The sequence below is a fragment of the Acinetobacter sp. XS-4 genome, from assembly GCF_023920705.1.
Lineage (GTDB): Bacteria > Pseudomonadota > Gammaproteobacteria > Pseudomonadales > Moraxellaceae > Acinetobacter.
Genome location: NZ_CP094657.1, coordinates 3,456,310 through 3,483,081, shown reverse-complemented (window position 1 = coordinate 3,483,081; position 26,772 = coordinate 3,456,310). Strand labels below are relative to the sequence as shown.

25 protein-coding genes and 4 tRNA genes are annotated in these 26,772 nt (G+C 40.1%); 25 read left to right on the top strand and 4 right to left on the bottom strand.

Annotated features, from left to right (window positions below; genetic code table 11):
- Positions 1 to 15: 15 nt before the first annotated feature.
- Positions 16 to 1,968, top strand: coding sequence for a protein FilF (locus tag MMY79_RS16130; protein WP_252610236.1), 1,953 nt, complete (start codon positions 16 to 18; stop codon positions 1,966 to 1,968).
- 54 nt (positions 1,969 to 2,022) lie between these two features.
- Here the strand turns inward: MMY79_RS16130 and MMY79_RS16125 are convergent, their stop codons facing one another.
- The gene (locus tag MMY79_RS16125) at positions 2,023 to 2,571 is read right to left on the bottom strand and encodes an NUDIX hydrolase (RefSeq protein ID WP_002115876.1); all 549 of its coding nucleotides are present in this window, start codon (positions 2,569 to 2,571) and stop codon (positions 2,023 to 2,025) included.
- A 114-nt stretch (positions 2,572 to 2,685) separates the two neighbouring features.
- Here MMY79_RS16125 and MMY79_RS16120 point away from each other — a divergent pair, with 114 nt between their 5' ends.
- The 6 genes from MMY79_RS16120 to fghA all read left to right on the top strand — a co-directional run bounded on the left by MMY79_RS16120 (position 2,686) and on the right by fghA (position 7,865).
- On the top strand, positions 2,686 to 3,315 hold the full coding sequence (locus MMY79_RS16120; RefSeq protein WP_252610233.1) for a CoA pyrophosphatase: 630 nt from the start codon (positions 2,686 to 2,688) through the stop codon (positions 3,313 to 3,315).
- Positions 3,316 to 3,334: 19 nt separating this feature from the next.
- Entirely contained in the window at positions 3,335 to 3,862 is a 528-nt protein-coding gene (locus MMY79_RS16115; protein WP_252613547.1) for a gamma carbonic anhydrase family protein, read from the top strand.
- Positions 3,863 to 3,996: 134 nt separating this feature from the next.
- Entirely contained in the window at positions 3,997 to 4,662 is a 666-nt protein-coding gene (gene tsaB, locus MMY79_RS16110; protein ID WP_252610230.1) for a tRNA (adenosine(37)-N6)-threonylcarbamoyltransferase complex dimerization subunit type 1 TsaB, read from the top strand.
- A gap of 9 nt (positions 4,663 to 4,671) precedes the next feature.
- Positions 4,672 to 5,463 carry a class I SAM-dependent methyltransferase gene (locus tag MMY79_RS16105; RefSeq protein WP_252610227.1) on the top strand — a complete coding sequence of 264 codons (792 nt, stop codon included), beginning with the start codon at positions 4,672 to 4,674 and terminating at the stop codon, positions 5,461 to 5,463.
- Between the two features lie 136 nt (positions 5,464 to 5,599).
- Positions 5,600 to 7,051: a C13 family peptidase gene (locus MMY79_RS16100; RefSeq protein WP_151989052.1), complete on the top strand. Its 1,452-nt coding sequence runs from the start codon at positions 5,600 to 5,602 to the stop codon at positions 7,049 to 7,051.
- A complete protein-coding gene (gene fghA, locus MMY79_RS16095) occupies positions 7,020 to 7,865 on the top strand; it encodes an S-formylglutathione hydrolase (protein ID WP_252610225.1) in 846 nt (281 codons plus the stop codon). Before MMY79_RS16100 ends, fghA begins: the two co-directional genes overlap by 32 nt.
- On the opposite strand, the gene MMY79_RS16090 is transcribed toward fghA, so the two are convergent.
- Positions 7,866 to 8,138 carry a DUF2218 domain-containing protein gene (locus MMY79_RS16090; protein WP_009390654.1) on the bottom strand — a complete coding sequence of 91 codons (273 nt, stop codon included), beginning with the start codon at positions 8,136 to 8,138 and terminating at the stop codon, positions 7,866 to 7,868. It abuts the gene before it with no gap.
- A 182-nt stretch (positions 8,139 to 8,320) separates the two neighbouring features.
- Here MMY79_RS16090 and rpe point away from each other — a divergent pair, with 182 nt between their 5' ends.
- The 14 genes from rpe (at position 8,321) to MMY79_RS16020 (ending at position 18,492) form a co-directional block, all read left to right on the top strand.
- Positions 8,321 to 9,007 carry a ribulose-phosphate 3-epimerase gene (gene rpe, locus MMY79_RS16085; RefSeq protein ID WP_000043044.1) on the top strand — a complete coding sequence of 229 codons (687 nt, stop codon included), beginning with the start codon at positions 8,321 to 8,323 and terminating at the stop codon, positions 9,005 to 9,007.
- 356 nt (positions 9,008 to 9,363) lie between these two features.
- Entirely contained in the window at positions 9,364 to 10,185 is an 822-nt protein-coding gene (locus tag MMY79_RS16080; RefSeq protein WP_252610222.1) for a Cof-type HAD-IIB family hydrolase, read from the top strand.
- A gap of 103 nt (positions 10,186 to 10,288) precedes the next feature.
- The gene (locus MMY79_RS16075) at positions 10,289 to 10,684 is read left to right on the top strand and encodes a hypothetical protein (RefSeq protein WP_252610220.1); all 396 of its coding nucleotides are present in this window, start codon (positions 10,289 to 10,291) and stop codon (positions 10,682 to 10,684) included.
- A 40-nt stretch (positions 10,685 to 10,724) separates the two neighbouring features.
- Positions 10,725 to 12,659, top strand: coding sequence for a copper resistance system multicopper oxidase (locus tag MMY79_RS16070; protein WP_252610218.1), 1,935 nt, complete (start codon positions 10,725 to 10,727; stop codon positions 12,657 to 12,659).
- Positions 12,646 to 13,401: a copper resistance protein B gene (locus tag MMY79_RS16065; RefSeq protein ID WP_252610215.1), complete on the top strand. Its 756-nt coding sequence runs from the start codon at positions 12,646 to 12,648 to the stop codon at positions 13,399 to 13,401. Before MMY79_RS16070 ends, MMY79_RS16065 begins: the two co-directional genes overlap by 14 nt.
- 28 nt (positions 13,402 to 13,429) lie before the next feature.
- On the top strand, positions 13,430 to 14,425 hold the full coding sequence (locus MMY79_RS16060; RefSeq protein WP_252610213.1) for a cation transporter: 996 nt from the start codon (positions 13,430 to 13,432) through the stop codon (positions 14,423 to 14,425).
- A 149-nt stretch (positions 14,426 to 14,574) separates the two neighbouring features.
- Entirely contained in the window at positions 14,575 to 14,895 is a 321-nt protein-coding gene (locus tag MMY79_RS16055) for a multidrug efflux SMR transporter (protein ID WP_004794435.1), read from the top strand.
- Between the two features lie 12 nt (positions 14,896 to 14,907).
- Positions 14,908 to 15,387: a methylated-DNA--[protein]-cysteine S-methyltransferase gene (locus tag MMY79_RS16050; RefSeq protein WP_252610211.1), complete on the top strand. Its 480-nt coding sequence runs from the start codon at positions 14,908 to 14,910 to the stop codon at positions 15,385 to 15,387.
- Between the two features lie 134 nt (positions 15,388 to 15,521).
- Positions 15,522 to 16,742: a bifunctional glutamate N-acetyltransferase/amino-acid acetyltransferase ArgJ gene (gene argJ, locus MMY79_RS16045; protein ID WP_252610209.1), complete on the top strand. Its 1,221-nt coding sequence runs from the start codon at positions 15,522 to 15,524 to the stop codon at positions 16,740 to 16,742.
- A 144-nt stretch (positions 16,743 to 16,886) separates the two neighbouring features.
- Positions 16,887 to 17,951, top strand: a complete 1,065-nt coding sequence (gene nadA, locus MMY79_RS16040; protein ID WP_009390598.1) for a quinolinate synthase NadA — start codon at positions 16,887 to 16,889, stop codon at positions 17,949 to 17,951.
- Between the two features lie 142 nt (positions 17,952 to 18,093).
- Positions 18,094 to 18,170, top strand: a tRNA-Pro gene (locus MMY79_RS16035).
- Between the two features lie 56 nt (positions 18,171 to 18,226).
- Positions 18,227 to 18,303 (top strand) — tRNA-Arg (locus tag MMY79_RS16030).
- A gap of 32 nt (positions 18,304 to 18,335) precedes the next feature.
- A tRNA-His gene (locus MMY79_RS16025) sits at positions 18,336 to 18,411 on the top strand.
- A 4-nt stretch (positions 18,412 to 18,415) separates the two neighbouring features.
- Positions 18,416 to 18,492, top strand: a tRNA-Pro gene (locus tag MMY79_RS16020).
- Between the two features lie 315 nt (positions 18,493 to 18,807).
- Here the strand turns inward: MMY79_RS16020 and add are convergent.
- Complete coding sequence (gene add, locus MMY79_RS16015) at positions 18,808 to 19,803, bottom strand: adenosine deaminase (RefSeq protein WP_252610207.1); 996 nt, start codon at positions 19,801 to 19,803, stop codon at positions 18,808 to 18,810.
- A 401-nt stretch (positions 19,804 to 20,204) separates the two neighbouring features.
- On the opposite strand from add, the gene MMY79_RS16010 reads away from it, so the two are divergent.
- A complete protein-coding gene (locus MMY79_RS16010) occupies positions 20,205 to 21,380 on the top strand; it encodes a zinc-binding dehydrogenase (protein WP_252610204.1) in 1,176 nt (391 codons plus the stop codon).
- Between the two features lie 88 nt (positions 21,381 to 21,468).
- Here MMY79_RS16010 and MMY79_RS16005 read toward each other — a convergent pair whose 3' ends face one another.
- Positions 21,469 to 22,416: a LysR substrate-binding domain-containing protein gene (locus tag MMY79_RS16005; RefSeq protein WP_252610201.1), complete on the bottom strand. Its 948-nt coding sequence runs from the start codon at positions 22,414 to 22,416 to the stop codon at positions 21,469 to 21,471.
- 246 nt (positions 22,417 to 22,662) lie between these two features.
- Here MMY79_RS16005 and MMY79_RS16000 point away from each other — a divergent pair, with 246 nt between their 5' ends.
- The 3 genes from MMY79_RS16000 (at position 22,663) to MMY79_RS15990 (ending at position 26,711) form a co-directional block, all read left to right on the top strand.
- Positions 22,663 to 23,883: an acyl-CoA dehydrogenase gene (locus MMY79_RS16000; RefSeq protein ID WP_252610199.1), complete on the top strand. Its 1,221-nt coding sequence runs from the start codon at positions 22,663 to 22,665 to the stop codon at positions 23,881 to 23,883.
- A 223-nt stretch (positions 23,884 to 24,106) separates the two neighbouring features.
- Complete coding sequence (locus tag MMY79_RS15995; RefSeq protein WP_252610197.1) at positions 24,107 to 25,429, top strand: MFS transporter; 1,323 nt, start codon at positions 24,107 to 24,109, stop codon at positions 25,427 to 25,429.
- Between the two features lie 52 nt (positions 25,430 to 25,481).
- On the top strand, positions 25,482 to 26,711 hold the full coding sequence (locus MMY79_RS15990) for a CaiB/BaiF CoA-transferase family protein (RefSeq protein ID WP_252610194.1): 1,230 nt from the start codon (positions 25,482 to 25,484) through the stop codon (positions 26,709 to 26,711).
- Positions 26,712 to 26,772 lie beyond the last annotated feature (61 nt).

Sequence of the window (26,772 nt, the reverse complement as noted above, 5' to 3'; positions counted from 1 at the left end):
TAAGTAGGGTATCTAATGAATAAAAAAGTTTTATGGCCTTTTGCACTAACCACATTAGCGATTATGCTAAATGGTTGTGGTGGTGGTAGTTCTAATATTAGTGAAGATCCGAATTCTGGTACTAATAACGGAAATTTATCTTCAGGTAGTTGTACGCCAACAACGAGCGACACTGGTGCAGAAGATACAACTTGTTTGCAATTCGCTTTAGATTATCCGATAGCTGGTATTAATTTTGATTGTAGTTCGGCAACTAATTTTCATTATGCGACTAAACTTTCAGGAAATGCGGTAATTGGGTCGTGCAAAGTAGGAGATACAGCACGTTTTTATATTCAAAGTAAAGATAATAAAAAGGTTTTCTTAGGAAACGTTAATCTGGATACGATTGGGAAGTTTACTGCCGTGAATGGTAGGACTAAAGTGATCAATCCGATATATCTAAGAGTGCTGGATTTAGCAAGTGGTATTACAGGTAAAACTCCAGCAACATTAGATAAAAATGATGAAACAATTAAAGTAGCGATTGCTTTAATAAAAATCTTTCAAAGTATTGGTGTGGAAAATGATGATAACCTGATTGGGGATATACAACCCACCCAACTTACAGATACAAAGAAAGATCAGCTTACTAAAATTTCTCAGAGCATAACAGCTACAGAATTAAAAAATGGTGCGTATGCAAGTATTTTAAAACCTTGGTTAGATGTAGGACAAATCTCTGATGATGAAGCTTATAAGTTAGTTGTACAAACGACTAACTTAAGTAATGCTGGCATTTTTGAGTCATTCAATTTATTTACTAGTTCAAGTCCCATATTTCAAAACTATCAAGTTTTTTATGGGTGTAATAGAGCTACACAGGAAGAATGTTTTAATAACACAATTAACTTAAGACATTCAGCAGATGAGTTTTATTTATTATCAGACCGACAAGGTTATACATTAGGATATGGTTTGCAGTGGAAGGGTAATGCTATTGTAATAAACAATCAAGTACAAAACCCTTATTTGTTAACCTCAAAAGTTAAACCAGCTAGATTAAATGCAAATGCACAGAATGCCTGGTTAAATCCTATTAGCCGTGAGATTCAGCCAACTACTCCGCTTCGTTTTAGCACCTCTGATAATCCGAATGAAGATTTACAGATTTATCAAGGTAAATTCTTTAATGATTATGGAGTGGCAGGGACAGAACCATTCTATAAATACTTAACAAAACTCAGTACAGGTAATCCGCAACATTATGGCCTCTGGCGTCAAAATGTTGATGGTGATAGCTACAATGGGATATTGAGTATTGTTAAAAGCAGTCCTATTAGTTATCTAGAGAGAAGGGTTTTTAAAACTTCTGGTAACGTAAAGGTGGGAGACAATTATATTTTTCCTCTTTACGCGACTCTGACATTTAATTTTTCAGATAAGACGATTCAACCTGTAAATTTAGGTATTGTTATTGATGAAAATGGGGATATTCGTACTGATATCAAACCTAATTCAACAACAAATGATATGTCAGGCCAATGTGCGACTGTGTCTGAAAATAGTTTAGTGGATAGTAATGGCGTACAACAATATCGAATTGGTACTACAGCGGCGACAGTTGATGATCCTTCAAATAGCCAACAGTCTGTTTACGTTCGTATGATTTTATCTAATCCAAAATTTGAGAATATTGATGGTGCAATGGTTGGGGTAACTTTTGTAGGCGTTTCTCCGGGGCCTGCGAAATTGAATCTATTTAATTTATTGGCAAATAAGGTAGATAGTACGAGCATTGATTTCGATACTAATACTGCTTGGTTTAATCAACATGCGGCAGCTCAAGAAAGCTATAATACGCTTAAGGATGTGCCTGCTCCAACCGCTGCGGATAAAGCTTTGGCTCAACGTAAATTTGGTACAGTAACAATCAAACTAGCGGATCAATCTATTCCAGCTTGTAAAGCAATTAAAACTAAGTCTTAAAATATTAAACAAATAAAAAAGACCGCTAGGCGGTCTTTTTTATTATCTAATTGATTAACCCGTATGATCTAAACGCGTACCCAAAGTTTCAAGATGTGTTGGGAAAACTTGTTTTTTACGGTCTTCAAAATAATGTCTTAATGTATGTTCTACACTAGGGAAAGCAAGTTCACCCCATGGAATTTCATGCTCTTCAAACAGGCGACTCTCGATACTTTCTTCACCTGCACCAAAAATTCCATCTTTCAGCTGTGCTTTGAAAAGTACATAAATTTGGCCAATACGAGGAATGTTGTACATGCAGTAGAGTTGCTCTATTTCTATCTCGGCTTCTGCTTCTTCACGAGTTTCGCGTGCTGCACCTTGTTCCATGGTTTCGAACAATTCCATATAGCCAGCAGGCAAAGTCCATAAACCATAACGGGGTTCAATTGCACGACGACAGAGTAATACTTTGTCTTCCCATAACGCTAAGGCACCGCAGATTACTTTGGGGTTTTCATAATGAATATTTCCACAATGAGTACAAACACGGCGTACTTTATGATCACCTAAAGGAATTTTTTGTTCGGTTTTATGCCCACACGCTACACAGAAACTCATAATTATCATCGAGTATAGAGATGACTCAGCATAACTGAATTTTTAGACTTACGCATCAACTCTATTCCCTAAGTTTGATTTTCAGATATGATGCAAAGAGATAGAGAATAATAGGTGAATGGTATGGAAGAGCACTTGCTAACACAAAAGTTACAGCAAAGATTGCGCTTTTCCTCCCGCATACAAGAAGCACAAGCAGCAGTACTGATTGCAATTACAAATGAAAATGATCCTAAGGTACTGCTTACACGCCGTTCAATACATATGAACAACCATGCGGGGGAAGTTTCTTTTCCAGGTGGAAAGCGTGACCCTAGTGATACCAGTAATATTGTGGTGGCCTTAAGAGAAGCTCAGGAAGAGACAGCTTTAAACCCTTTTGATGTGCAGTTACTCGGCGATTTGCCAATGCAACGTGCAAGAAGTGGTTTGTCTGTAAAACCGATTGTTGGGCTTATTCCTCCAGAGGTGACTTTAATCCCTCAACCTACCGAAATTGATCGAATTTTCTTTGTCCCTTTGCAAGAATTAATCGATACAAGACCCATGCCTTACGAAGTACGTTATGCCCATCAATCTTTATACTTTCCGAGTTTACAGATTGATAATGAAATTATTTGGGGTTTAACTGCTCGTATGTTAGTTGCTCTGTTTAAATATGGACTGGGTTATCAAAAAGATTGGCCATTTTTACTAAATTCCCCAACCTTTGGAATGCCAAAGTTTTCTCATAAGAATAAATGATCAGGATTGATAAATTATGATGTATAGCTATCAAGGACAGCACCCAAAAGCCTTACATGAACCATGGGATGGCTGGGTTGCTCCAACAGCAATGCTAATTGGACAAGTAGAGTTGGGGCGTCAAGTCAGCATTTGGTTTGGAGCTGTAGTACGTGCCGATAACTGTGTAGTTCGAATTGGTGATTTCTCTAATATTCAAGAAAATTCTGTATTGCATACCGATGCTGGACTTGAGTTAAATATTGGTGAATATGTCACGGTCGGGCATAAAGTCATGCTGCATGGTTGTATGATTGGTGATAATAGTTTGATTGGTATGAATGCCGTAATTTTAAATCGGGCTGTGATTGGTAAAAATTGTATTATCGGTGCTAATGCTTTAATTCCTGAAGGGAAGGTGATTCCAGATAATTCAGTGGTGATGGGTTCACCTGGCAAAATTGTCAAAACTTTAGATGAAGATGGTGCAGCAAAAATACGCTTGAGTGCATTGCATTATGCTGAACACTTTAAAAACTATGCAGATTTAAAAGAATTCCACTTTTAACTCTTTTTTAGCAAAATATTTTTATGCCAAGCACAAGCTTGGCATTTTTATTTAAAAGAGAACAACTCGCCTATCAGAGCCGAGTGGGGTATCATAACCCTCGTTTTTAATCTGATTTAATACTAAGGTTGTGCATGAAATTGCTTGCGTTGGAAACTGCAAATGAGCAGTGTTCTATTTCATTAGTCGATGAAACCCAAGAACTGTTTTTTCAACTCGATACGCGGGCGAAAGCACAAACCCAGACCATTTTGCCCATGATCGAACAAGGGCTAGAACAAACAGGTCTTGAGGTTGCTGGTCTAGATGCGATTGCCTTTAGCCGTGGGCCGGGTTCTTTTAGTGGTGTTCGAATTAATGCAGCTGTGACTCAGGCATTGGCATGGTCACAAGATTTACCAGTTATTCCTGTTTCGAGTTTGCAAGCTTTAGCTCAAGCGGCATACCGACTTGAAGGTTTGAAACAGGTCACAGCGGTTCTCGATGCTCGTATGAACGAAGTTTACATTGCAAGTTATGTGCTAGATGAGCATGGGATTATGCAATGTATTGATGAAGAAAAATTAATGGGCTACGAGCCAGCAGCAGCTTATGCAAAACATTGTTTAATCGGTTCGGGCGCTAAGCTACTTCAAGCTGATGCAGAACATCAAACAATCACTGCAACTGCACAAGACATTGCTTCTATTGCACGTGTCTGTGCAGCGCAAAAGCAGTGGGTTGAGGCTGAACATGCTTTGCCAGTTTATTTACGTGATGATGCATGGAAAAAAATAGCAGATCAGGGTAAAGCAAAATAAAGGCTAATCATGCACATATATTTTGAAGTGGATTTTCAAGAACAAGCACAGCACTACCAAGCTGTGCTTTGTTCTAGAGGTGTGACTGTCGATTTGCAGTTAGTTGAAAAACTGAATGCACGTTTTTTACGTTTAAATCCTGAGTTGGCACTTTGTGTGGATGAAAACGGGCTATGGTTATCTGCAAATGGCATGAAAATGCAGCCCGACTGGAAAGCCGAGATTTCCCGTTTAAAACGTGCAAGTCTTAAATCAGAAATGATTGCTCGGGCTTGTCAGTTAGGTGAAAAACCAATACTGGTTGATGCTACAGCAGGCTTGGGGCACGATAGTTTACTCATGGCTTATTTAGGCGCACAAATACAATTGGTTGAACGCCATCCAATTTTGTTTACCTTACTTGAAGATGCAAAAGCACAAGCTGAGCAAGATAGCTTTTTAAGCCAGTTTATGGATCGGATTCAACTGATCTTTGCTGATTCTGCAAGTTATTTACAACAGTTACAGCAAACAGCTCAAATGATTGATGTGGTTTATCTAGACCCGATGTTTCCGCAGCGTGATCAGAATCACCAAGCAATCAAAAAACAAGCTCAAGTTAAAAAACAGATGCAGCTTTTACACCTACTTTTACCCGAAGATGGTGAGATGGATCTGGGGGATAATTTGCTGGTTTTGGCACGGAAAGTTGCTAAACGTGTGGTGGTTAAGCGACCACGCCATGCTATTTTCTTGGCAAATCAAGAGCCAGCTCATCAATGGCAAGGAGATGCTTGTCGTTTTGATGCGTATTTTCAGTAGGCTTATGTAAGGTTCGGTTTTATTGCTTGAATAATGCACAAATATATGTGATATAGTTCAAAAGCATGATTGCTAAAATTCTTAGCAGGCATACACTTAAGATGCCTGACAAAAACGAAATTTTTGAAAACCTTTTATGATTGATCTTAAACCCTCCATTAACTTTTGGCATGATTTTAAAAGCAACCAAATTGCCGGAATGTGGCTGTTTTTGGGATCAAGACGTTCTCTACAAATTGTACATCCATCTATTCTTCAGCTGATTGTGTGGGGAATTTTAGGGGGATGTACTAACTCTCTTTATAGTTGGCTTGTCGCTGGTCAAATCGGTGATTTCAATTCACAAGGTTTAATTGGTTATGCACTTTGGCCATTCATTGCCTTAATTGTTGGTATATTTTTATCACAGCGCACCAACCAACCTCGCTTAATGCTAGTACCTGCTTTGCTATGGTTGGTTCTAGATACAAATATCTTATTAATTCAATGTTTAATTCAGTATTTAGGTTCTAACGGTTATCTCAACTTTATTCCCGATGCTATTTATAACGGAATTTTACCGAGCTTATTTGTAGCTTTGTTTGTGTGGCAAAGTTTAGCAGTAATTTGGGTTTTCTCACGCGAACTTAAGTGGCCTTGGTGGGAACGTGCACTCGTCATGGTTGCAACTATTGCAACGATGGTGGTGTGGCAACTTTCCGTAAAAGATCAACCGATTTGGAAGGTCGAAGATTCGGCTCCTACATTTGCTGAAGATGCTTTTTACGCACAAAGTAAGTTACTGAACGATTCTTTAGAGCAAGTCCAATATGGCGAACAGGCAAAAAGCCATTGGTATTTTTTAGGCGTGGCCGGTGATAGTTATCAAGATGTTTTTAAATCGGAAGTGGTCCGTATTAAAGAACAGTTTGATACACGTTTCGGAACGATTGGACGTTCGATGATGCTGGTTAATAACCCAGACACCCGTACAGAAATTCCAATTGCCTCTAAAACCAGTATCGAGTTAGCGCTACGCCGTATGGGGCAGCAAATGAACCGTGATAGTGATGTCCTATTTCTATATATGACTTCACACGGTGAACAGAATCACTTCGAAATTGAAAATGCACCATTAGATTTAGGGCAAGTAGACCCAAAATGGTTGCGAGAAACACTTGATAAATCCGGTATTCGCTGGCGTGTAATTGTCATCTCAGCTTGTTATTCAGGAAGCTTTATTCCTGCTTTACAGTCTCCGGATACTTTAATTATTACTGCATCGGCTGCTGATAAAACTTCTTTTGGATGTAATAACGAAGCTGATTATACTTATTTTGGTCGAGCTTTCTTTGATTTGGCTATGCGAGAGCAATCGTCGATGAAAGACTCGTTTAACACAGCTAAGCAAACAGTAACCAAATGGGAAGTGGCTCAAGGTGTTGAACCTTCAGAGCCTCAGTGGATGATTGGTAAAAATATGGAACTCATGCTACCTCAATTGGAAAAGTATCTATTTCCTCAGCAAAATACGGGTAGTGTGGATATTGCTCAAACGAAAACAGAGGCTAAAAACGATGCAACTCCTGCAAAAAAACCGCTGCTTTGAGGGCGAGCAGCATATATACCAATTTGAATCTCAGTTGTTAAAAGGACCTGCTAAGTTTGGTGTTTATTTACCACCAGCAGCTTTAGAAGGGAAAGCCTGTTCAACTTTGTTTTATCTTGCTGGGTTAACGTGTACTGAAGGAACCTTTGCCATTAAAGCACATGCGCAACATATGGCAGCACAACTAAGCCTAATATTGATTACCCCAGACACTTCTCCTCGTGGAGAACAAGTCGCAACAGGGGATAACTGGGATTTAGGCCAAGGTGCAGGCTTTTATATTAATGCCACGCAAGCGCCATGGTCTGAGCATTATCAAATGGAAAGCTATTTAATTGATGAGTTATACCCACTCGTTTTAAAAAGCTTTCCTGTAAATGCTCAACAAGTTGGTATCTTTGGACACTCAATGGGTGGCCACGGTGCATTAACTTTAGCGCTTAAATATCCTGAAAAGTTTAAGTCAGTATCTGCTTTTTCTCCAATCTGTGCACCAACTGAATGTGCATGGGGAGACAAAGCCTTTAGTCATTATTTAGGTGCAGATCGCGATAGCTGGTTGGCTCATGATGCCACAGCTTTAGTATCAAAAAATGGTGCAGTATTTGACGAAATTTTGGTTGATCAGGGATTAGATGACCAATTTTATGAACAACTTCACCCTGAAAAATTTAAGCAAGCATGTTTAAAAGCAGGACAGCCTTTAACTTTAAGACAACATGCTGGCTATGATCATGGTTATTACTTTATTCAAACCTTTATGGATGAACATTTGCAGTTTCATGCAATCCAGTTAGAAAAGGCCGCTGGCTAATTAGTGTTGCCATTCCACCTGAAATTCTTGTTGAGCCATGCGGTTTAGATGATCAAGCACCACTTTTTCTAAGTGGTCGTGGTCATCTAACTGGCTATCAATAGCAACGTTTAACTGCTCTGTTGCAGGCGCAAGCGTAATAGTTGCTGTAGGCATTAAGATTTTGAAATCTTGTTCAGTTTCTTGTACTTCAAACTTGTGCTTCCAATGATTAACTAGACGTTTTGCAATACGTTTACCATCGTTTGTTAATAGATGAGTTGTGCTTTTCATTATAAATCCTCACATTGGTTGAATGTACCTTAACAAATTCGTTTAGTACTTGGCATTCTATTGTTGCAACATTACGTTGCAAGTTTGAAATGTTGTCATTTGAGCAGGAAGAGCGGCCCAATTCGGTGATTTTTTGTTATAATTTAAGCCTCTCCTTATATTTTTAGCCAGGTCATCCACCTATGTCCAAGCCTTATTTGATTGCTCCTTCTATTTTATCTGCTGACTTTGCTCGTTTAGGTGAAGATGTAGACAAAGTTTTAGCCGCGGGTGCAGATGTGGTGCATTTTGATGTGATGGATAATCACTACGTTCCAAATTTAACTTTTGGTGCTGGTGTATGTAAGGCTTTAAAAAATTATGGGATTACAGCTCCTGTTGACGTGCATCTAATGGTATCTCCAGTTGACCGAATTATTGGAGATTTTTTGGAAGCGGGTGCAGATATTATTACGTTCCACCCAGAAGCATCGCACCACATCGATCGTTCATTACAGTTGATTAAGTCAGGCGGTGCAAAAGCAGGTTTAGTCTTTAACCCTGCAACGCCTTTACATTATCTTGATTATGTACTTGATAAAGTTGACCAAATTTTATTAATGAGCGTAAACCCTGGTTTTGGTGGACAAAAGTTCATTCCGATGACATTAGAAAAATTGCGTGAAGCTCGTAAAATTATCGACGCGAGTGGCCGTGATATTCGTTTAGAAGTTGATGGTGGTGTTGGTCCTGCAAATATTCGTGAAATTGCAGAAGCGGGTGCAGATATGTTTGTTGCTGGTTCAGCTATTTTTGGTCAACCAGATTATAAAGTAGTCATTGATCAAATGCGTGCAGAGCTTGCGAAAGTAGGCAGTGTAGACGCTTAAAAAGTATATTGAACTGAGAATAAGCTTGTGGATAACTTTGTTTATAACTATATGGATAACTGTGTTGATAACCATATGGATAAGATGTTGGTAAAATAAACAAAATTAGATCAACCGTTTATTCTCTAAGCGAAATGTATGAAAAAAGAACGTTTTGGCGTTCTTTTTTTATGCGTATCGGATATTTTATTATCTGATTTTTTATTAAGCTTAACTAAAAAATAACCTGTGCAAAAAACGATAGGGCTCTGGGTAAAAATCTTTTAGAAATAGATAAGTATAAAACTGTAAAAGTGTCATGAAAAATAAAGCTAAATTTGCTTTAATAAGATTTTAGCAAGAGATTTAGATAATTAATGACGATAAAAATTTTAGCGGTAGATATGGATGGGACTTTTCTTAATTCTAAGAAGCAGTACAACAAAGCACGTTTTTTAAAACAGTACGAACAACTCAAACAAAATAATATTCATTTTGTGGTTGCCAGTGGTAACCAACTCGCAAAGCTGATTACCTATTTTCCAGAAATTAGTCATGAAATTGCTTTTATTGCAGAAAATGGCGCGCATGTTGTAGATGCAGGGCAAGAAATAGCTTTTGCTCATTTAAGTCAGAAACAATACATTGAGATTTTAAAAGCGATTGATCCTACATATACCTCAACCATGGTGATCTGTGGAAAACAGAGTGCTTATGTACATAGCAGCATGAATGCAGAGGACTATGCCAAAGTCGCTCGATACTTTGAAAAGCTAACAGTTATTGATGACTTTTATGCACTAGATGACTTGGTGTGTAAAATTACTTTTACTGCTCAGGAAAATGATAGCTTTGCAATTTTTGAACATTTTCAGAAGCAAAGTTTTGTGACTGATAAAGTCTTAGTGCCTGTTTCAAGTGGTTTTGGTTTTATTGATTTGATTCTTCCAGATCAGCATAAAGCCCATGGTTTGAAGCTATTGCTACAAAAATGGCAGGTTGAATCTGATCAAGTGGTTGCGATTGGTGATAATAATAATGATATTCAGATGATTAAAGCTGTCGGCTATGGATTTGCGGTTGAAAATGCAGTTGAAGCTTTGAAAGCCGTAGCCCCTTATACAACTGTAAGTAATGAACAAGAAGGTGCACTAGAAGTGATTGATTTAGTCCTTCAGCATCAACCACCATTTGCTTAATTACTTTAAAACAAACAGTTAAGATTGAAAATTGTATCTGTTTAAAAACTTGGTTATGCTAATGGGGTTAAGATTACTCATCGGCTCTAGGCGATAAACCACAATGGCTCTACAACACTTACGCAAGTATGCTTGGTTTGTGTTCCTAATGACTTTGGTCATTGGGTGGAGTGGTGTGTCTGTTGCTCAAACGCCTATGCAGCATGATCTTCATACTATGCCGTGTCATAGTGAAAAAACTTCGCATAAGAATATGCATGTTCAAATAGATGATCAGACCGCATGTCATCAAAATATGACTCAGTCTGTTCACTCGCATGGTGAGCATTGTCAGGACTGTAACCCAGTTCATTGTCAAATTGTGAATTTGGCATTGCAGCAAGCTGTGCCAGATATTGACTCGCAATTTATTCCAATCTCGTCTCAATTTAGCAGTATTTATCAGGCTCAGCATTTAGCCGGATACTGGCAAGAAATTTTACGTCCTCCAAAAGCTTAATCCTTTCTTACTTATTTTTTTAGTTCAAAGGATTACAGCAATGTCTCATAAAACAATTAGCAGCCTCGTCGCTGTATTTGGTCTATTGGTTTCACCATGGACTCTCGCGGCAATTAAGGAATATCACCTTAATATTAATGAACAACAGGTCAATGTTACCGGTCAGCCGCTCAAACGAATTACGGTAAATGGAAAATTTACAGCACCACTCCTTGAGTTTGAGGAAGGGGATGAGGCTGTTATTCATGTTCATAACCAGTTAAAGAATCAAGATACCTCTTTACACTGGCATGGGTTGTTACTGCCAGGGTTAATGGATGGCGTACCGGGTTTCAATGGTTTTAAAGGAATCGCGCCAAACGGAGATTTTGTTTACCGCTTTAAGGTGAAACAAAACGGTACATATTGGTATCACGCCCATAGCAAAGGCCAAGAGCAAGATGGTTTATATGGGCCACTCGTGATTTACCCGAAAGGGAAAATACCCGTAGCTGCACATGAAAAAACGGATCGTGATTATGTGGTGATGCTTTCAGATTTTCATCATTCTTCTAGCGATAGCATTATGAAGAATTTGAAAAAATCTCCTGAGTATTATCAAAACCGCCGTGAAACCGTATCTGATGTTTTGAAGCAAGTTAAAACACAAGGCTTAAAAGCAACTTGGCAAGATCGTTCGATGTGGAATCAGATGCGGATGTTAAAAACCGATATGTCTGATGTGACGGGTTATACATTCTTAGTTAATGGCAAGACACCACAGCAAAACTGGACAGGTAATTTTAAAGCTGGAGATAAGGTTCGATTACGATTTATTAACGCATCGGCAATGTCATTTTTTGATGTCAGAATTCCAAATTTGAAAATGACAGTTGTAAGTGCAGATGGGCAGCCAGTCAAACCTGTTGCAATTGACGAGTTTCGTATTGGCACAGCCGAAACCTACGATGTCATTGTAGAGCCTAAACAGCCAAATTATCAGATTGAAGCCGAGTCTATTGACCGCAGTGGTTTCGCTATCGGTACTTTGCACAATGAAAATACGCAAGCTGTGGGGGCTGTTCAAATGCCGCAGCCACGTCCACGTTCTTTGCTAACCATGGATGATATGGGCATGAGTCATGGCAATGGGGCAAGTGATGAACATACTGGCCATCAAATGAACATGCAACATGACATGTCGGCTATGCCTGAAATGAAAAAAGAAGAGAGCCAGACTAATCATGATCACACAATGATGAACATGAGCCATGACATGAAAAATATGTCATCTAGCGAACATGATCATTCCATGATGCAAATGAAGCATGACATGTCAGCGATGCCTGAAATGAAGCATGATATGCAGGCAATGCCATCGAGTGAACATAACCACGCTATGATGAATATGAAGCATGAGATGCCAACTCAATCTGAGAATAAGCCTACAAAGGATGAGCCCGTTTATGGCTGGGCAAATGCTTCGACGCCAGCGGGTATGAAAGCACTGCAATATGGTGATTTGCAATCTTTAACACCTCAGCCAGACACACGTGCGCCAGAACGAGAGCTTGTTATTCGTTTAGGCGGCAACATGGAGCGTTATATCTGGACCATTAATGGCAAGAAATTTAGCGAAGCTGAGCCATTGCAAGTTAAGTATGGCGAACGTATTCGCTTGAAGTTCGTGAATGACAGCATGATGGCTCATCCAATGCATTTACATGGCATGTTCATGCAATTGGAAAATGGTCAGCAAGCTGAAAACTTGCCAAATAAACATACCGTTATTGTTCCACCAGGAAAGACAGTTACTGCATTATTAACAGCCGATGCTTTAGGAGAATGGGCGATTCATTGCCATCTGCTTTATCACATGAGTGCAGGGATGATGAATAAGTTGATTGTGGCTCAAGTGAATGATGGAGCAGTAGATGCATCTCAAGCACCTGTTCAATCTGAAAATGAGAAAGGAGCGAGTCATGCGCATCACTAAGTTATTTTCTCAAATGATATGTTGCGGTGTTTTCTCTGGTGTATCGGTTCTTGCTTTTGCCCAAGAACCCTTAACGCATGATCATTTACGCGAACATGGTGGACAGATCTATCAAGCAACAAAAATTGATACGGGCTGGACTCAAAATGAAGAAGGAAAAGGCAGTTTTTCTTCTGAATTAGAAAGTTGGGTGGGAACTGATGAAAATAAATTATTCATCAAAGCTCATGTTGAAAAAGCCGAGTCAGAAGATGCTAATTACGGTGGTTCAGTACTTTACAGTCGAAATGTAGCCGATTATTGGGATGTACAGGCTGGGGTAAACTACGAGCGTTTACAGCGGGAAGACAACAAGCAAGATCGCTGGGCAGGTGTAGTAGGCTTGCATGGTATGGCACCTTACTTTTTTGAAACTGATGCATATCTTTATGCAGGTGAAGACCAGCTATGGAAGTTAAGTTTAGAAACGGAAAGAGACTTACTCTTTACCCAAAAGCTAATTGGTAAACCTTATTTAAAAGCAGATGTTGTTTTGCAAGATGAATCTCGCTATGCAAGTAAAACAGGTTTATCAAGTTTACAAGCTGGTTTTCAAACCCGTTATGAAATTAACAAAAAGGTCATGCCATTTGTTGATTTGGGATACGGCTATGAAAAAGGTTTAAAACAAACGGCTTGGCAAACAGGTACCGACTCTGAACATGGTTGGTATTATGGAGCAGGGTTAACACTTAAGTTCTAATTGCAGAACAAAAATTAAGCTTAATGACATGCCATTGGTTTATACTGATGGCATTGTTTTTTGTGTCAGTTATGGTGCACAGATGGCTTTAGAAAAACAAGAGAATCAAATACATTTAAGTAAAACTGGCTCTAGCTGCGGGTGCTCAAGCATGCCGTCTCAGGAGTATTCTACACCTAGTGAAGCTGTGCCTGGAAAGAGCCAATGGGTGAGTTATTATCATATTCCCCACATGGATTGTGCAGCTGAAGAGCAAATGGTACGGATGGCTTTGGCTTCTTATGCTGACGATATTCAAGAGCTTCATTTTGACTTGCCAGCACGTCATTTGGCGATTTATCACAGTGTTCAAACTGAAAAGATTACTCAAAGTCTACAGCGTTTAGGACTAGGGGCAGAATTACAACAAACGCAGCCACATTATGAGCCTATTGAAAAACCTAAAAAGGTTCGAGCTAGTTCTTCAACCAATGCAGCACAAAAGCAAGTTTTACAATGGCTGTTACTCATTAATGGCGTCATGTTTGTCATTGAGTTTATGGCAGGTATTATTGCCTCATCGACAGGATTAATCGCCGATTCACTCGATATGTTTGCCGATGCTGCAATTTATGGCATTGCTTTATTTGTGGTAGGTAAAAATCTAAATGCACAATTAAAGGCTGCCCATCTTTCAGGATGGTTTCAGTTTGGCTTAGCCATAATTGTGTTAATTGATGTGCTCCGCCGTTTTATTTACGGCAGTGAACCCGTTTCAATTCTCATGATTTTAATTGGTGGATTGGCTCTTGCAGCCAATATTAGTTGCCTTTATTTAATGAGAGACCATAAAGAGAGTGGGGCACATATGAAGGCGAGCTATATCTTTTCTGCAAATGATGTCATCGTAAACTTAGGTGTCATTGTCGCGGGAATATTAGTTGCTATAACAGGTTCTCCTTATCCTGATTTAATGATTGGATTAATTATTGTCTTGTTTGTTTTAAATGGCGCACGAAAAATTTTACAGTTAAAAAATGAATAAGATTTTCTAAGACAGGTAAGTTTTAGATAGAGTTTGCCTTCATTTTTTATTTTAAAGTAAACTGAGTTCTCACATAAAGGAGGAACGACCTCCCCCATATTGGGTAATCATGTCGGGACGACCTGACACTATAAAAATTAGTGAATGTTATGGCTTGGGCTATTTTAATTTTAGCAGGTGTATTTGAAATCATTTGGGCATATTCTATGAAAATGTCTGAAGGTTTTACGCGTTTAACCCCTAGTGTTATTACCGTAGTTTTTATGATTTTGAGCGTAATTCTACTTTCAATTTCAATGAAAACTTTACCCCTTGGCACTGCCTATACGGTTTGGACAGGAATTGGCGCAATCGGGTCATTTCTCGTCGGTATTTTCTTTCTTCATGAGCCTGTTGGCGCTATGAGAATGATTGCCGCTGTATTGATTGTGTCAGGTTTGGTTTTAATGAAAATTTCATCGCCGTCCTAAGAGAATAAAACTATGTTGCTGTCTTATAAGTATATCAATTCGCCTGTTGGGCAATTAAAGCTGGTTGCGAATGAAAATGCTTTGGTGGCAGTACTCTGGGACAATGAAAATCCAAAACGTGTTCGACTGGCTGAGCTGGTCGAACAACTTGAACATCCAGTTTTATTAAAAACTGAGCAACAATTAAAAGAATATTTTGAAGGCAAACGCCGTGAGTTTACATTACCACTCGATTTCGAAGGAACCGTATTTCAAAAGCAGGTCTGGTCTGCTTTACTGACTATTCCCTATGGTGAAACAAGAAGTTATAAAGATATTGCTGTTCAAATTGGCAATGTAAAAGCGGTGCGAGCAGTAGGCGCGGCAAATGGAAAAAACCCAATTTCAATTATTGCACCTTGTCATCGTGTCATTGGTGTGGGCGGTGCCCTAGTTGGTTTTGCTGGTGGGCTTGATAAGAAAGATATTTTATTAAAACTAGAGCAACAATGAGCCGTTTTTGCGCTCGATTTTTTTAAACTTTTCTACTAAGCTGTCCATTATTATATTTCATAAGGTCGATGCTTCATGGCAGCGCTTTTTTGAAATATTGATTTTATTCATAACAAACTTTGGATGTTCTAAAAATGGCTGTCGGTGACGTAACAATGCCACAAATGCATGTGGTAAAAGGTGTAAAAATTGGCTCAACAGAAGCATATGTACGTTACCCAAACCGACGAGATTTAGTCATTTTTGAGTTTGCAGAAGGTTCAAATGTTGCAGGTGTCTTTACGCAAAATGCATTTTGTGCCGCGCCTGTTCATGTCTCTAAAGCTCATCTTGCACAAGGCAACCCGCGCTATTTAGTGATTAATACAGGTAATGCCAATGCAGGAACTGGACCTACAGGCTTGAAAAATGCTCAAGATACTTGTGCAAAAATGGCGGAGATTGCTGGGGTAACTAGCTCAGAAATTTTGCCCTTTTCTACAGGTGTGATTGGTGAAAAGCTTCCAATGGAGCGTTTACTTGCTGGTCTTCAGCCTGCATTAAATAGCGTACAAGAGGCTGCTTGGAATGATGCTGCATCAGGCATTATGACCACGGACACAGTACCTAAAGGTGCATCTGAACAATTTGAGCTTGATGGTACTACTTATACTATGACTGGTATTAGTAAAGGCGCTGGAATGATTCGCCCGAACATGGCAACCATGTTGAGCTTCGTGGCAACAGATGCACCTATTAGCCGTGATTTAGTGCAAAAGCTACTAAAAACCACGGTTGAGCATTCATTTAACCGTATTACGATTGATGGTGATACCTCAACAAATGACTCTTGTATTTTTGTTGCAACAGGTCAAGCGGGTGGGGCTGAAATCACATCAGAGAGTGATGTACGCTACGTTAAAGTGTTAGAAGTACTTGCTGGTGTAATGAATCGTTTAGCACAGTTAATTGTTCGTGATGGCGAAGGTGCGACGAAGTTTATTACTGTTGCTGTAGAGGGTGGTGGTAACATTCAGGAGTGTTGTGACATTGCTTATAGCATTGCGCATTCACCACTCGTCAAAACTGCACTTTTTGCATCGGACCCGAACTGGGGACGCATTCTAGCTGCGATTGGCTATGCAGGAGTTAAAGACTTAGACGTGTCTAAAATTCAAGTGTGGTTAGACGACGTACAAATCTGTAAAGACGGCGGCGCAGCTGAGGACTATACTGAAGAAGCGGGTGCGCGCGTTATGGCTCAAACCGAAATTACCATTCGTGTTGATTTAGGACGTGGTCAGGCCAAAGACACGGTCTATACATGTGACTTATCTTACGACTATGTCAAAATTAATGCTGATTACCGTTCTTAAATATCAGTTATAATCAAGCCTCGACAAAGAGGCTTTTTTATTAGCCCCAACTTTTGATATTAAATGATTCAATCCATAAATCATTTAAGCAATAACGTTATATGCGAGCAGGTATGCCAGCATGAAGGATAGAGAAGACGTTTTATGAGTGATGCGACTTTAATTGCCAACGATGCAAAAAACATTGTACAAGCGCATTTAGACCGTTTAGGTGAGCCAAAAGACAATCGCTTAAGTGAAGAAGCAAAACAACAAAAGTTTGCACAGATCGAAGCAGAGCTCAAAAAACGTGATGCTGTCCTTGTTGCTCATTACTATTGCGACCCTGAAGTACAGGAACTTGCTGAAAAAACAGGTGGATGCGTTTCTGACTCTTTAGAAATGGCCCGTTTCGGACGTGATCATGCTGCTTCTACACTGGTTGTGGCTGGTGTAAAGTTTATGGGAGAAACAGCAAAAATTCTGTCTCCTGAAAAAACTATTTTAATGCCGACACTTGAGGCAACCTGTTCACTCGACTTGGGCTGTCCAGTTGACGAGTTCACAGCATTTTGTGATCAGCACCCTGACCATACTGTAGTTGTTTATGCGAATACATCGGCTGCTGTTAAAGCACGTGCAGATTGGGTAGTGACTTCAAGCTGTGCTGTTGAAATTGTTGAGCATCTAGATAGTTTAGGCGAAAAAATTATTTGGGCACCAGATCAGCACTTAGGTCGCTATATTCAAAAGAAAACTGGTGCAGATATGTTGCTTTGGGATGGCGCATGTATTGTGCATGAAGAATTCCGTGCACGTGGTATTGCCAACATGAAAGCACTGTACCCAGATGCGGCTGTATTGGTACATCCAGAATCGCCAGAGTCAGTTGTGGACATTGCAGATGCGGTCGGTAGTACTTCTCAACTGATTAAAGCTGCGCAGACTTTGCCAAATGAAAGACTCATTGTGGCAACTGACCGCGGTATTTTCTACAAAATGCAGCAAGCGGTACCCAATAAGATTTTAGTTGAAGCGCCAACAGCGGGTGAGGGAGCAACTTGTCGTTCATGTGCTCACTGTCCGTGGATGGCAATGAATGAACTCGATGGAATTTTAGAAGTTTTACAAAAAGGTGATCAGGAAATACACGTTGAACCAGCGCTTGCTGAACGTGCCAAAATGCCTTTAGATCGAATGTTAGCCTTTAGTGCATCGTTAAAGCGTTAAAAAACCTCAAAATGCTTGTTAAATATACATTTGATAAGGATTTTTAACTTTTTTTGACAATAGGTGTTGACGTCTGAGGGCGTCGCGCCTAGAATGCACACCGTACCGCACGATGTGCGATACAGCAAAAGCTGAGATAGATCGGAGCATAGCACAGCCTGGTAGTGCACCTGGTTTGGGACCAGGGGGTCGTAGGTTCGAATCCTACTGCTCCGACCACTTAAAATAATATTTTAAGATCGGCGAAGTATCGCATGATAAGCATCATCGGTTAAGCGCCTGTAGCTCAGTTGGATAGAGCATCCGCCTTCTAAGCGGATGGTCACAGGTTCGAATCCTGTCAGGCGCGCCATTCGGTAGCTTGGTACATAGAACTATTTGATGGTGGATGTAGCTCAGTTGGTAGAGCCCTGGATTGTGATTCCAGTTGTCGCGGGTTCGAATCCCGTCATTCACCCCAATTTCGGAGCATAGCACAGCCTGGTAGTGCACCTGGTTTGGGACCAGGGGGTCGTAGGTTCGAATCCTACTGCTCCGACCATATTTAAAAGCGTTAAAGCTTTAAAAATATCCCAAAGATTAAAAAGAATTTCTTCTTATCTTATCGATAGAAGGAATTTTTTGTTTTCTGGTTCGAAATTTTAATTCAGTCGCACTCTAATATTTGAACGTGTTTATATAAGCTCTGTTCTCTGTTCTCTGTTCTCTGTTCTCTGTTCTCTGTTCTCTGTTCTCTGTTCTCTGTTCTCTGTTCTCTGTTCTCTGTTCTCTGTTCTCTGTTCTCTGTTCTCTGTTCTCTGTTCTCTGTTCTCTGTTCTCTGTTCTCTGTTCTCTGTTCTCTGTTCTCTGTTCTCTGTTATTGATATTTCTGTCTTAACTCATCTTTTTCTTGATCTGATAAAAATGCGATTTTTAGGCCATTTTCTTGAGCTGTATAAATTTGTTCAGGGCTTAAGCCTGCTAATGGGGCGGCACTTAAATATTCATGTTGTATCTCAATGCCTTCTACCGCAGGGTCATCCGTATTAATAGTGGCAAGTACACCATGTTCTAAAAAAGTCTTTAATGGATGTTCTGCTAGTGAGGATACTGTATTGGTTTGAATATTTGAGGTAAGACAAGATTCAATACCAATCTCATGTTTAGCTAAATAATCTAAAAGTTTTAAATCTTGAACTGCTTTAACACCATGTCCAATTCGTTCGGCACCTAATTCTTCAATAGCTTGCCAAATACTTTCTGGGCCGGCAGCTTCGCCTGCATGTACTGTAATGTGCCAACCTGCATCACGCGCTTTTTTAAAGTGATCAATAAATAAATTGCCCGGAAAACCAAGCTCATCTCCAGCAAGATCCAACGCTTTAATATCATTTTTATGGGCAAGTAGGGCATTTAATTCTTTTTCGCAGGCTTCTTGACCAAAAGTACGGCTCATAATGCCAATTAAATTCGCTTTTACTCCGTAAGCTTGACTACCTTCTTTGACTCCAGCAATCACAGCTTCAACCACGCCTTCAAGTGGGAGTTGATGGGGCATACCCATGTAACCCGGTGAAAAACGCAGCTCTACATAATCTAGGCCTTGTTGGGCAGCATCCTGCATATTTTCAAATGCAATACGCTTACAGGCATCTAAACTGGCTAATACTTTTACGCCCCAATCTAGCTTAGATAAAAAACTTAATAAGTCAGGTTGGTTATCCATCACTTGTACGTGTGGTCGTAAAGATTCAATGTCGTAAGCAGGTAAATCCAAATTGTATTGTTGGCCCAATTCTAAAATGGTTTGAATGCGGATGTTGCCATCAAGGTGGCGGTGTATATCTGTAAGGGGGAGTGTTTTTGTAATCATAGATTTCTTCTTATCTGTTCATCTTAATTTATCATGCCTGTTTAGATGCACTGATAAAAGTTTGGATTTGCTATGTTTTTGTGAAAAGTGTTGAGTTGAGTTTTTTGAAGTTAATATATTTGTATAAGTTTTAATTTTGATGACATTGTTCTGGCCTAAGAAGACAACGCAGTCTGTGTAAGATACAAGCACCAAGATTTTTATTGTTTTTAATTTCGCTGCGCCTGTTTTTGTTGACTCTTCAACAATAGATTGGCTGAAGAATGGTCATTGGTATTTTGCTTTTTAGTTGTAAAGATGAATAAAGGCTTGCTAAAGACCAAACCGATAAAGCGATTAATTTATCTGTAGAAATCTATTTCTGGCAAGTAAATGAAAAAGAAGAAATAGGAAGCGCTCAAATGAAGTCGGTACTTTGTCATCAAGCAACATTACAAGTGGTGGACCAACCGAAATTAACTCCTACAAAAGGACAGGTGTTATTAGAGGTGGTTCGATGCGGGATTTGTGGCTCTGATTTGCATATGCAACATCACTGCGACCACATGCATGATTTAGCCGCACGTGTCGGGTTTCATGGTTTAGCTAAGTCTACGGACCCGTTTGTACTGGGACATGAGTTTTGTGGCAAAGTTTTGGATTATGGCCCAAAAACTCGTCATAAATTTAAAGCCGATACACTCGTTTGTGCAATGCCTCTTTTAAATGTAGATCAGCATGGTTATTTGTCTACAGGGCTTTCACCAAATGCATCTGGTGGTTATGCCGAGCAAGTATTGGCTCAATCAAGCTTGATGTTTGAAGTACCTAACGGTCTAGATGCGGATAGTGCTGCCATGACTGAACCTATGGCGGTTGCATTGCATGCTGTTCGCCGTAGCCGTGTGAAAACTGGTGAACCTGCGATTGTAATTGGCTGTGGTCCTGTCGGGTTAGGTGTCATATTAATGCTTAAAGCGGCTGGTGTTAAAACAGTGGTCGCCAGTGACTTTTCACCAAACCGCCGTAAGCTTGCCGAGCAATGTGGTGCGGATATTGTGGTAGACCCTAAAGAGACATCGCCATTTGCCAACTGGAAAGAGTTTGGTTTGCTTGGCAATGTTTCTGACGCGATTAATATGGGTATGGGGCTGTTTGATAAGTTGCAAGCGACACGCTTACCATGGTGGCATGGATGGCGCATGATTGATAAGTTAGGTGCTTTGCCAAAACGTCCTGTTATTTTTGAGTGTGTGGGCGTACCGGGTGTTTTACAGCAAATTATTGAAGGGGCACCTTTATTTTCCCGAATTGTCGGGGTAGGTGTTTGCATGCAAAGTGACAAAATTGAACCCGCACTTGCGATTAATAAAGAGTTAGAAATTCAGTTCGTGTTGGGCTATACACCGCTTGAGTTCCGAGATGCGCTACACATGATTGCAGAAGGTAAAGTGAACTGCTCACCGCTCATTACCGGTGTTGTCGGTTTAGAGGGGGTTACGAGTGCATTTGAAGCATTACGTGACCCTGAACAGCATGCTAAAATCTTGATTGACCCGAAACGTAGTGGTTCAGATATTCAATTGATGAATCATTAATTCAAAGTCATTTACGTTGAACTAAAAGGTTGTGATCTGATTAATCACAATCTTTTTTTATGCGTATAGATCGCACGAAGTGGCTCAGCTAATTTGTATTGCTCTTTAGTTGTTCTAGTTCTTGGTAAATCCACTCAACAAATTTTTGAATAGTCGGTGAGATGTCTTGGCTCGAATGAATGAGATAATACTTTCGGCTGCCTTTTAGTTTTTTATTGGAAACAATCACCAGTTCTTTTTTTTGTAGTTCAGACTCAATCAACATTTGCGGAATTAGAGCCATTCCCATGTCATGACTGGCAGCAACCGCAAGCATTGAAAATAACTCATGGCGTTGTCCATCAAAAGGCTTCGGGTGCTGCATCTGGTGAGTCAGAAACCATTCTTGCCAAATGCTAGGCCGAGTGGTTTGCTGAAGTAGGGGAATTTTCAGTAAATCTTCTGAGCTTAGATCATAGGTATTTTCATTGATCATCATCGCATCTGGAAAATACTTTTCGATCAGTTTTGGTGAGCACACAGGTACAATTTCTTCATCCATTAAATAATGCGCTTGTATGCCGGGCCAGTGGTCAATTTGCTGCTGCGTACCTGCAAAAATCGCAGCGTCAAAAATATTATCGTTAAATAAAAAAGGCTTGGTACTGGTTTCTAAGTGAACCGTAATTTCAGGGTGTTTTTGATTTAAAAGATGAAGCTTGGGTAACAGCCAACGCGTTGCAAAGGTAGGAACTACACCTAACTTTAATGTTCCACCTAAACCTTTATGAGAAATCACATCAGCCGTACATTTTTCTAAACCCAATAAATAGGGCTTAATACTTTTAAAATACTGCTGACCTGCAATGGTCAGCTCGACACCATGTCGAGTACGTATAAAGAGTTCAACGCCCAAGAAATCTTCTAACTGTTGAATTTGGCGCGAGACTGCACTTTGAGTAATACATAGTTCTTGCGCAGCATAGGTATAACTTAGATGTTTTGCTGCACTTTCAAAGCAAATCAGGCCCTGAATTGAGGGGATGCTTCTTCGCATAAATAAAATCCTTTTATTTGTCGTCATATTTCAAAACAGCATATGACCTAAATGCAGATATCAGAGTTTAGTATAAAAATAAGCCATTTTTAATGAAATACAACGAATTAAATATCTAAATTTAATGCGACTAATTTTAAATATGCGTAAGTCGCATATCTGCATGAACATTTATCGTTTGATTACTGCATTTTTCACGCATAACATCGAGTTAAATAAAGAAGATCAAATCAAGCAGAGGATGCGATGAATCACATGGTGACAACAAAAAAAGCAAAAGTTCAATTTAACTGGCAAGATCCATTTTTAATTGAGCAACAGCTTACCGAAGATGAGCGCATGATTCGTGATGCGGCTCATGCCTATTGCCAAGAACGCCTGCAACCCCGTGTACTTGAACAATTCCGTTATGAAAAAACAGACCCATCTATTTTCCGTGAAATGGGAGAGCTTGGCTTACTGGGTCCAACCATTCCTGAGCAATATGGCGGCGCGGGTTTGAACTATGTGAGTTATGGCTTGGTTGCACGTGAAATTGAATATGTTGACTCAGGCTACCGCTCTATGGCGAGCGTGCAAAGCTCATTGGTGATGGTTCCAATTCATGAATTTGGTACTGAAGAACAAAAGCAAAAGTATTTGCCTAAATTGGCAACTGGTGAATACATTGGCTGTTTCGGTTTGACCGAACCAGACCATGGTTCGGACCCAGGCAGTATGATTACGCGTGCTAAAAAAGTTGACGGTGGTTATCGTTTAACTGGCGCAAAAATGTGGATTACCAATAGCCCAATTGCTGATGTATTTGTGGTTTGGGCAAAAGAAGTTTCTGCTGAAGGTAATGTTGGTGATATTCGAGGCTTTATTTTAGAAAAAGGCTGGGAAGGTTTATCTGCACCAGCAATTCATGGCAAGGTCGGTTTACGTGCATCGATTACGGGTGAAATTGTGATGGATAACGTTTTTGTGCCTGAAGAAAATGCATTCCCTGAAGTTCGTGGATTACGTGGTCCGTTCACCTGTTTAAATAGCGCCCGTTATGGGATTGCATGGGGTGCAATGGGAGCAGCCGAGTTCTGTTGGCATACCGCACATCAATACACAATGGACCGCAAACAATTTGGCCGTCCGTTGGCTGCAAATCAGTTGATTCAAAAGAAACTGGCAGATATGCAAACTGAAATTGCATTAGGTTTGCAAATAGCTTTACGTTTCGGACGCATGAAAGATGAAGGTATTGCATCAGTTGAAGGTACATCTTTAATTAAGCGTAACAACTGTGGAAAGGCGCTTGATATTGCTCGCATGGCACGTGACATGATGGGTGGAAACGGTATTAGCGATGAGTTTGGCGTGGCACGTCATTTGGTCAATCTTGAAGTCGTTAATACTTACGAAGGTACACATGATGTTCATGCCTTGATTTTAGGCCGTGCACAAACAGGTATCGCGGCATTTAGTAACTAATTAATTTTTAAAAGATAGAGGTGTTCTTTCGAGAGCGCCTTTAGGGTTTTGTACGCAAAAATTTATGGATAATGACAAGATTCATCGTAAGGATACTCATGTGAAGCTACATCTCTGTGTACTTAAAATTGAATATAAGATAATGAAAAGTATAGAAGATTAAGTCATACAGAAAACATAAGTAGGCTATCGATGACTCATTTGGGAAAATGAGGAACTAAAGATGAACAATGACGTTCAAGTAATATCGAAAGAGTTAAGATCTACATTTCCAAGTAACCTTGGAACATATGAAAAGATTGGACCACATACATGGAAATGGGCATTGCTATTTGCCTATTTTGCGATGGTGGTCGATGGTGTTGATATTATGCTGCTGTCGTATAGCCTCACTAGTTTAAAGGCAGAGTTTGGCCTAAGTACCTTTCAAGCGGGTGCTTTAGGTAGTGCTTCTTTAGCTGGTATGGGTATTGGCGGTATTTTGGGTGGCTGGGCATGTGACAAGTTTGGTCGCGTACGAACCATTGCTAACTCAGTAACCTTCTTTTCGGTAGCGACCTGTTTATTGGGCTTTACGCAAAGCTTCGAGCAATTTATGGCTTTACGTTTTATTGGTGCTTTGGGTATTGGAGCACTCTATATGGCCTGTAATACCTTAATGGCTGAATATGTGCCGACCACTTACCGTACAACAGTCTTGGGCACGTTACAGACGGGTCAAACCGTAGGTTATATTGCGGCAACCCTCTTAGCAGGGGCGATTATTCCAGATCATGGTTGGCGTATTTTGTTCTTCCTAACCGTCGTGCCTGCTTTTGTTAATATTTTCCTACAACGATTTGTGCCAGAGCCAAAATCTTGGCAGCTCACTAAAATTGAAAGCTTGCAAGGCAACAGACAACCTAAAGAAATAGCAGTGGCTGAAAAGCCTAAAAGTGGCAGTATTTATAAGCAAATTTTTAATAACTTTAAGCACCGTAAAATGTTTTTGTTGTGGATGACGACAGCATTCTTCTTACAGTTTGGTTATTACGGTATTAACAACTGGATGCCAAGTTATTTAGAAACAGAAGTGCATATGAACTTTAAAAACTTAACCAGTTATATGGTGGGTTCATATACTGCAATGATTCTAGGCAAAATTTTAGCGGGTTATCTTGCAGACAAATTTAACCGCCGTGCTGTTTTCGTGTTTGGCACAATAGCCAGCGCCGTGTTCTTACCAATCATTATTTTCTTCAATACCCCTGACAACATTTTGTATTTATTAATCACTTTTGGCTTTTTATATGGCATTCCATACGGTGTGAACGCGACCTATATGGCTGAAAGTTTTTCAACCGATGTGCGCGGAACAGCCATTGGCGGTGCTTATAACATTGGTCGTGTGGGGGCAGCGATTGCACCAGCAACCATTGGTTTCTTGGCTTCGGGTGGTACGTTTACCATGGCCTTTATTGTGATGGGTGCTGCGTATTTTGTTGCGGGTGTATTGCCAGGCTTATTTATTAAAGATCGTCAGTATGATCCGCAAAGACAATCATAAACAATGACAAGAAGGTGCGTTGAGTGCCTTCTAAAAAGATAAGGGTATCGTTATGGGTGCATTACAAGGAATTCGGGTTTTAGATTTAAGTCGTGTGCTTGCAGGGCCGTGGTGTGGACAAATATTGGCAGACCTTGGCGCGGAAGTGATTAAAATTGAACGTCCTCGAGTAGGTGATGACACACGTATGTGGGGGCCACCATGGATGCCCGATCAAGACGGAAACATGACCCGTGAATCGGGCTATTTTCAGTGTACGAATCGGAATAAATATTCAGTTGCGGTGGACATTACCACACCTGAAGGTCAGGCCCTAATTTATGAAATTGCCAAGACTGCCGACGTGGTGATTGAAAATTATAAGACAGGGTCTTTGGCTAAATATGGTTTGGACTATGCGTCCTTAAGTGCGTTAAACCCAAATATTGTTTATTGCTCGATTACTGGTTTTGGGCAAGATGGCCCACGTGCAGACGAACCTGGTTATGATTTTATTATTCAGGGTATGTCTGGCTTAATGAGCATTACTGGCGAGCCTGATGATGTGGCAGGCGGTGGTGCGCAAAAAGTTGGTGTGGCTGTTGTAGACATTCAAACTGGATTGTATTCCACCATCGCGATTCAAGCTGCCTTGATTGCACGCTCGCACACGGGGCGTGGTCAATATATTGATATGTCTTTGCTTGATGTACAGGTCGCGGCACTGGCAAATCAGGGAATGAACTATTTAGCTTCAGGTAAAGCCCCGCAGCGCATGGGTAATCAACACCCAAGCATTGTGCCGTATCAAACTTTTAAGGCTAAAGATAAAGAATTTATTATTGCTTGTGGTAATGATAAACAGTTTAAAGATTTGTGTATTGCGATTGGTTATGCAGAGTTACTCGAAAATGAAAAGTTTGTACGCAATCAAGACCGCGTCAAATATCGAAATGAGCTGATTCCTTTATTGTCGGAGCACTTTTTACAGAAAACTGCCAAAGAATGGGTTGAGATGATTCATGCACTTAAAGTACCCGTAGGTGTTATCAACTCTATTGAAGATGCTTTGGCTGAACCACAAATTGTACATCGCAATTTGGTGGTGAATATTCCTCATCGTTTAAATGAAAACTTCCAAACCATTGGCTCACCCATCAAGTTGTCTGATACTCCAGTTGAATATCATCATGCGCCGCCAGAGTTGGGTGAACATACCGCTCAAATCTTATCGAGATTTAAAACAGCAGAAGAGCTCGCCACGTTAAAGGAAAAGGGCATTATTGATGGGAAAATTGCTTAGGGCATTGCCGTTTTTAATGTTATTCAATTTAAATATAAACTGTGATTTGAAATAAATCACA

Coding starts and splice junctions, on each gene's coding strand:
- MMY79_RS16125 (WP_002115876.1), bottom strand. CDS start 2,571: ATGAGTTTCTGTGTAGCGTGTGGGCATAAAACCGAACAAAAAATTCCT.
- MMY79_RS16075 (WP_252610220.1), top strand. CDS start 10,289: ATGGCTCTACAACACTTACGCAAGTATGCTTGGTTTGTGTTCCTAATG.
- MMY79_RS16090 (WP_009390654.1), bottom strand. CDS start 8,138: ATGAAAAGCACAACTCATCTATTAACAAACGATGGTAAACGTATTGCA.
- MMY79_RS16105 (WP_252610227.1), top strand. CDS start 4,672: ATGCACATATATTTTGAAGTGGATTTTCAAGAACAAGCACAGCACTAC.
- MMY79_RS16080 (WP_252610222.1), top strand. CDS start 9,364: ATGACGATAAAAATTTTAGCGGTAGATATGGATGGGACTTTTCTTAAT.
- MMY79_RS16010 (WP_252610204.1), top strand. CDS start 20,205: ATGAAGTCGGTACTTTGTCATCAAGCAACATTACAAGTGGTGGACCAA.
- fghA (WP_252610225.1), top strand. CDS start 7,020: ATGCAACTCCTGCAAAAAAACCGCTGCTTTGAGGGCGAGCAGCATATA.
- tsaB (WP_252610230.1), top strand. CDS start 3,997: ATGAAATTGCTTGCGTTGGAAACTGCAAATGAGCAGTGTTCTATTTCA.
- MMY79_RS16005 (WP_252610201.1), bottom strand. CDS start 22,416: ATGCGAAGAAGCATCCCCTCAATTCAGGGCCTGATTTGCTTTGAAAGT.
- MMY79_RS16050 (WP_252610211.1), top strand. CDS start 14,908: ATGTTGCTGTCTTATAAGTATATCAATTCGCCTGTTGGGCAATTAAAG.
- MMY79_RS16115 (WP_252613547.1), top strand. CDS start 3,335: ATGTATAGCTATCAAGGACAGCACCCAAAAGCCTTACATGAACCATGG.
- MMY79_RS16070 (WP_252610218.1), top strand. CDS start 10,725: ATGTCTCATAAAACAATTAGCAGCCTCGTCGCTGTATTTGGTCTATTG.
- MMY79_RS16000 (WP_252610199.1), top strand. CDS start 22,663: ATGAATCACATGGTGACAACAAAAAAAGCAAAAGTTCAATTTAACTGG.
- MMY79_RS15990 (WP_252610194.1), top strand. CDS start 25,482: ATGGGTGCATTACAAGGAATTCGGGTTTTAGATTTAAGTCGTGTGCTT.
- argJ (WP_252610209.1), top strand. CDS start 15,522: ATGGCTGTCGGTGACGTAACAATGCCACAAATGCATGTGGTAAAAGGT.
- MMY79_RS16060 (WP_252610213.1), top strand. CDS start 13,430: ATGCCATTGGTTTATACTGATGGCATTGTTTTTTGTGTCAGTTATGGT.
- MMY79_RS16100 (WP_151989052.1), top strand. CDS start 5,600: ATGATTGATCTTAAACCCTCCATTAACTTTTGGCATGATTTTAAAAGC.
- MMY79_RS16055 (WP_004794435.1), top strand. CDS start 14,575: ATGGCTTGGGCTATTTTAATTTTAGCAGGTGTATTTGAAATCATTTGG.
- MMY79_RS16065 (WP_252610215.1), top strand. CDS start 12,646: ATGCGCATCACTAAGTTATTTTCTCAAATGATATGTTGCGGTGTTTTC.
- add (WP_252610207.1), bottom strand. CDS start 19,803: ATGATTACAAAAACACTCCCCCTTACAGATATACACCGCCACCTTGAT.
- MMY79_RS15995 (WP_252610197.1), top strand. CDS start 24,107: ATGAACAATGACGTTCAAGTAATATCGAAAGAGTTAAGATCTACATTT.
- rpe (WP_000043044.1), top strand. CDS start 8,321: ATGTCCAAGCCTTATTTGATTGCTCCTTCTATTTTATCTGCTGACTTT.
- MMY79_RS16130 (WP_252610236.1), top strand. CDS start 16: ATGAATAAAAAAGTTTTATGGCCTTTTGCACTAACCACATTAGCGATT.
- nadA (WP_009390598.1), top strand. CDS start 16,887: ATGAGTGATGCGACTTTAATTGCCAACGATGCAAAAAACATTGTACAA.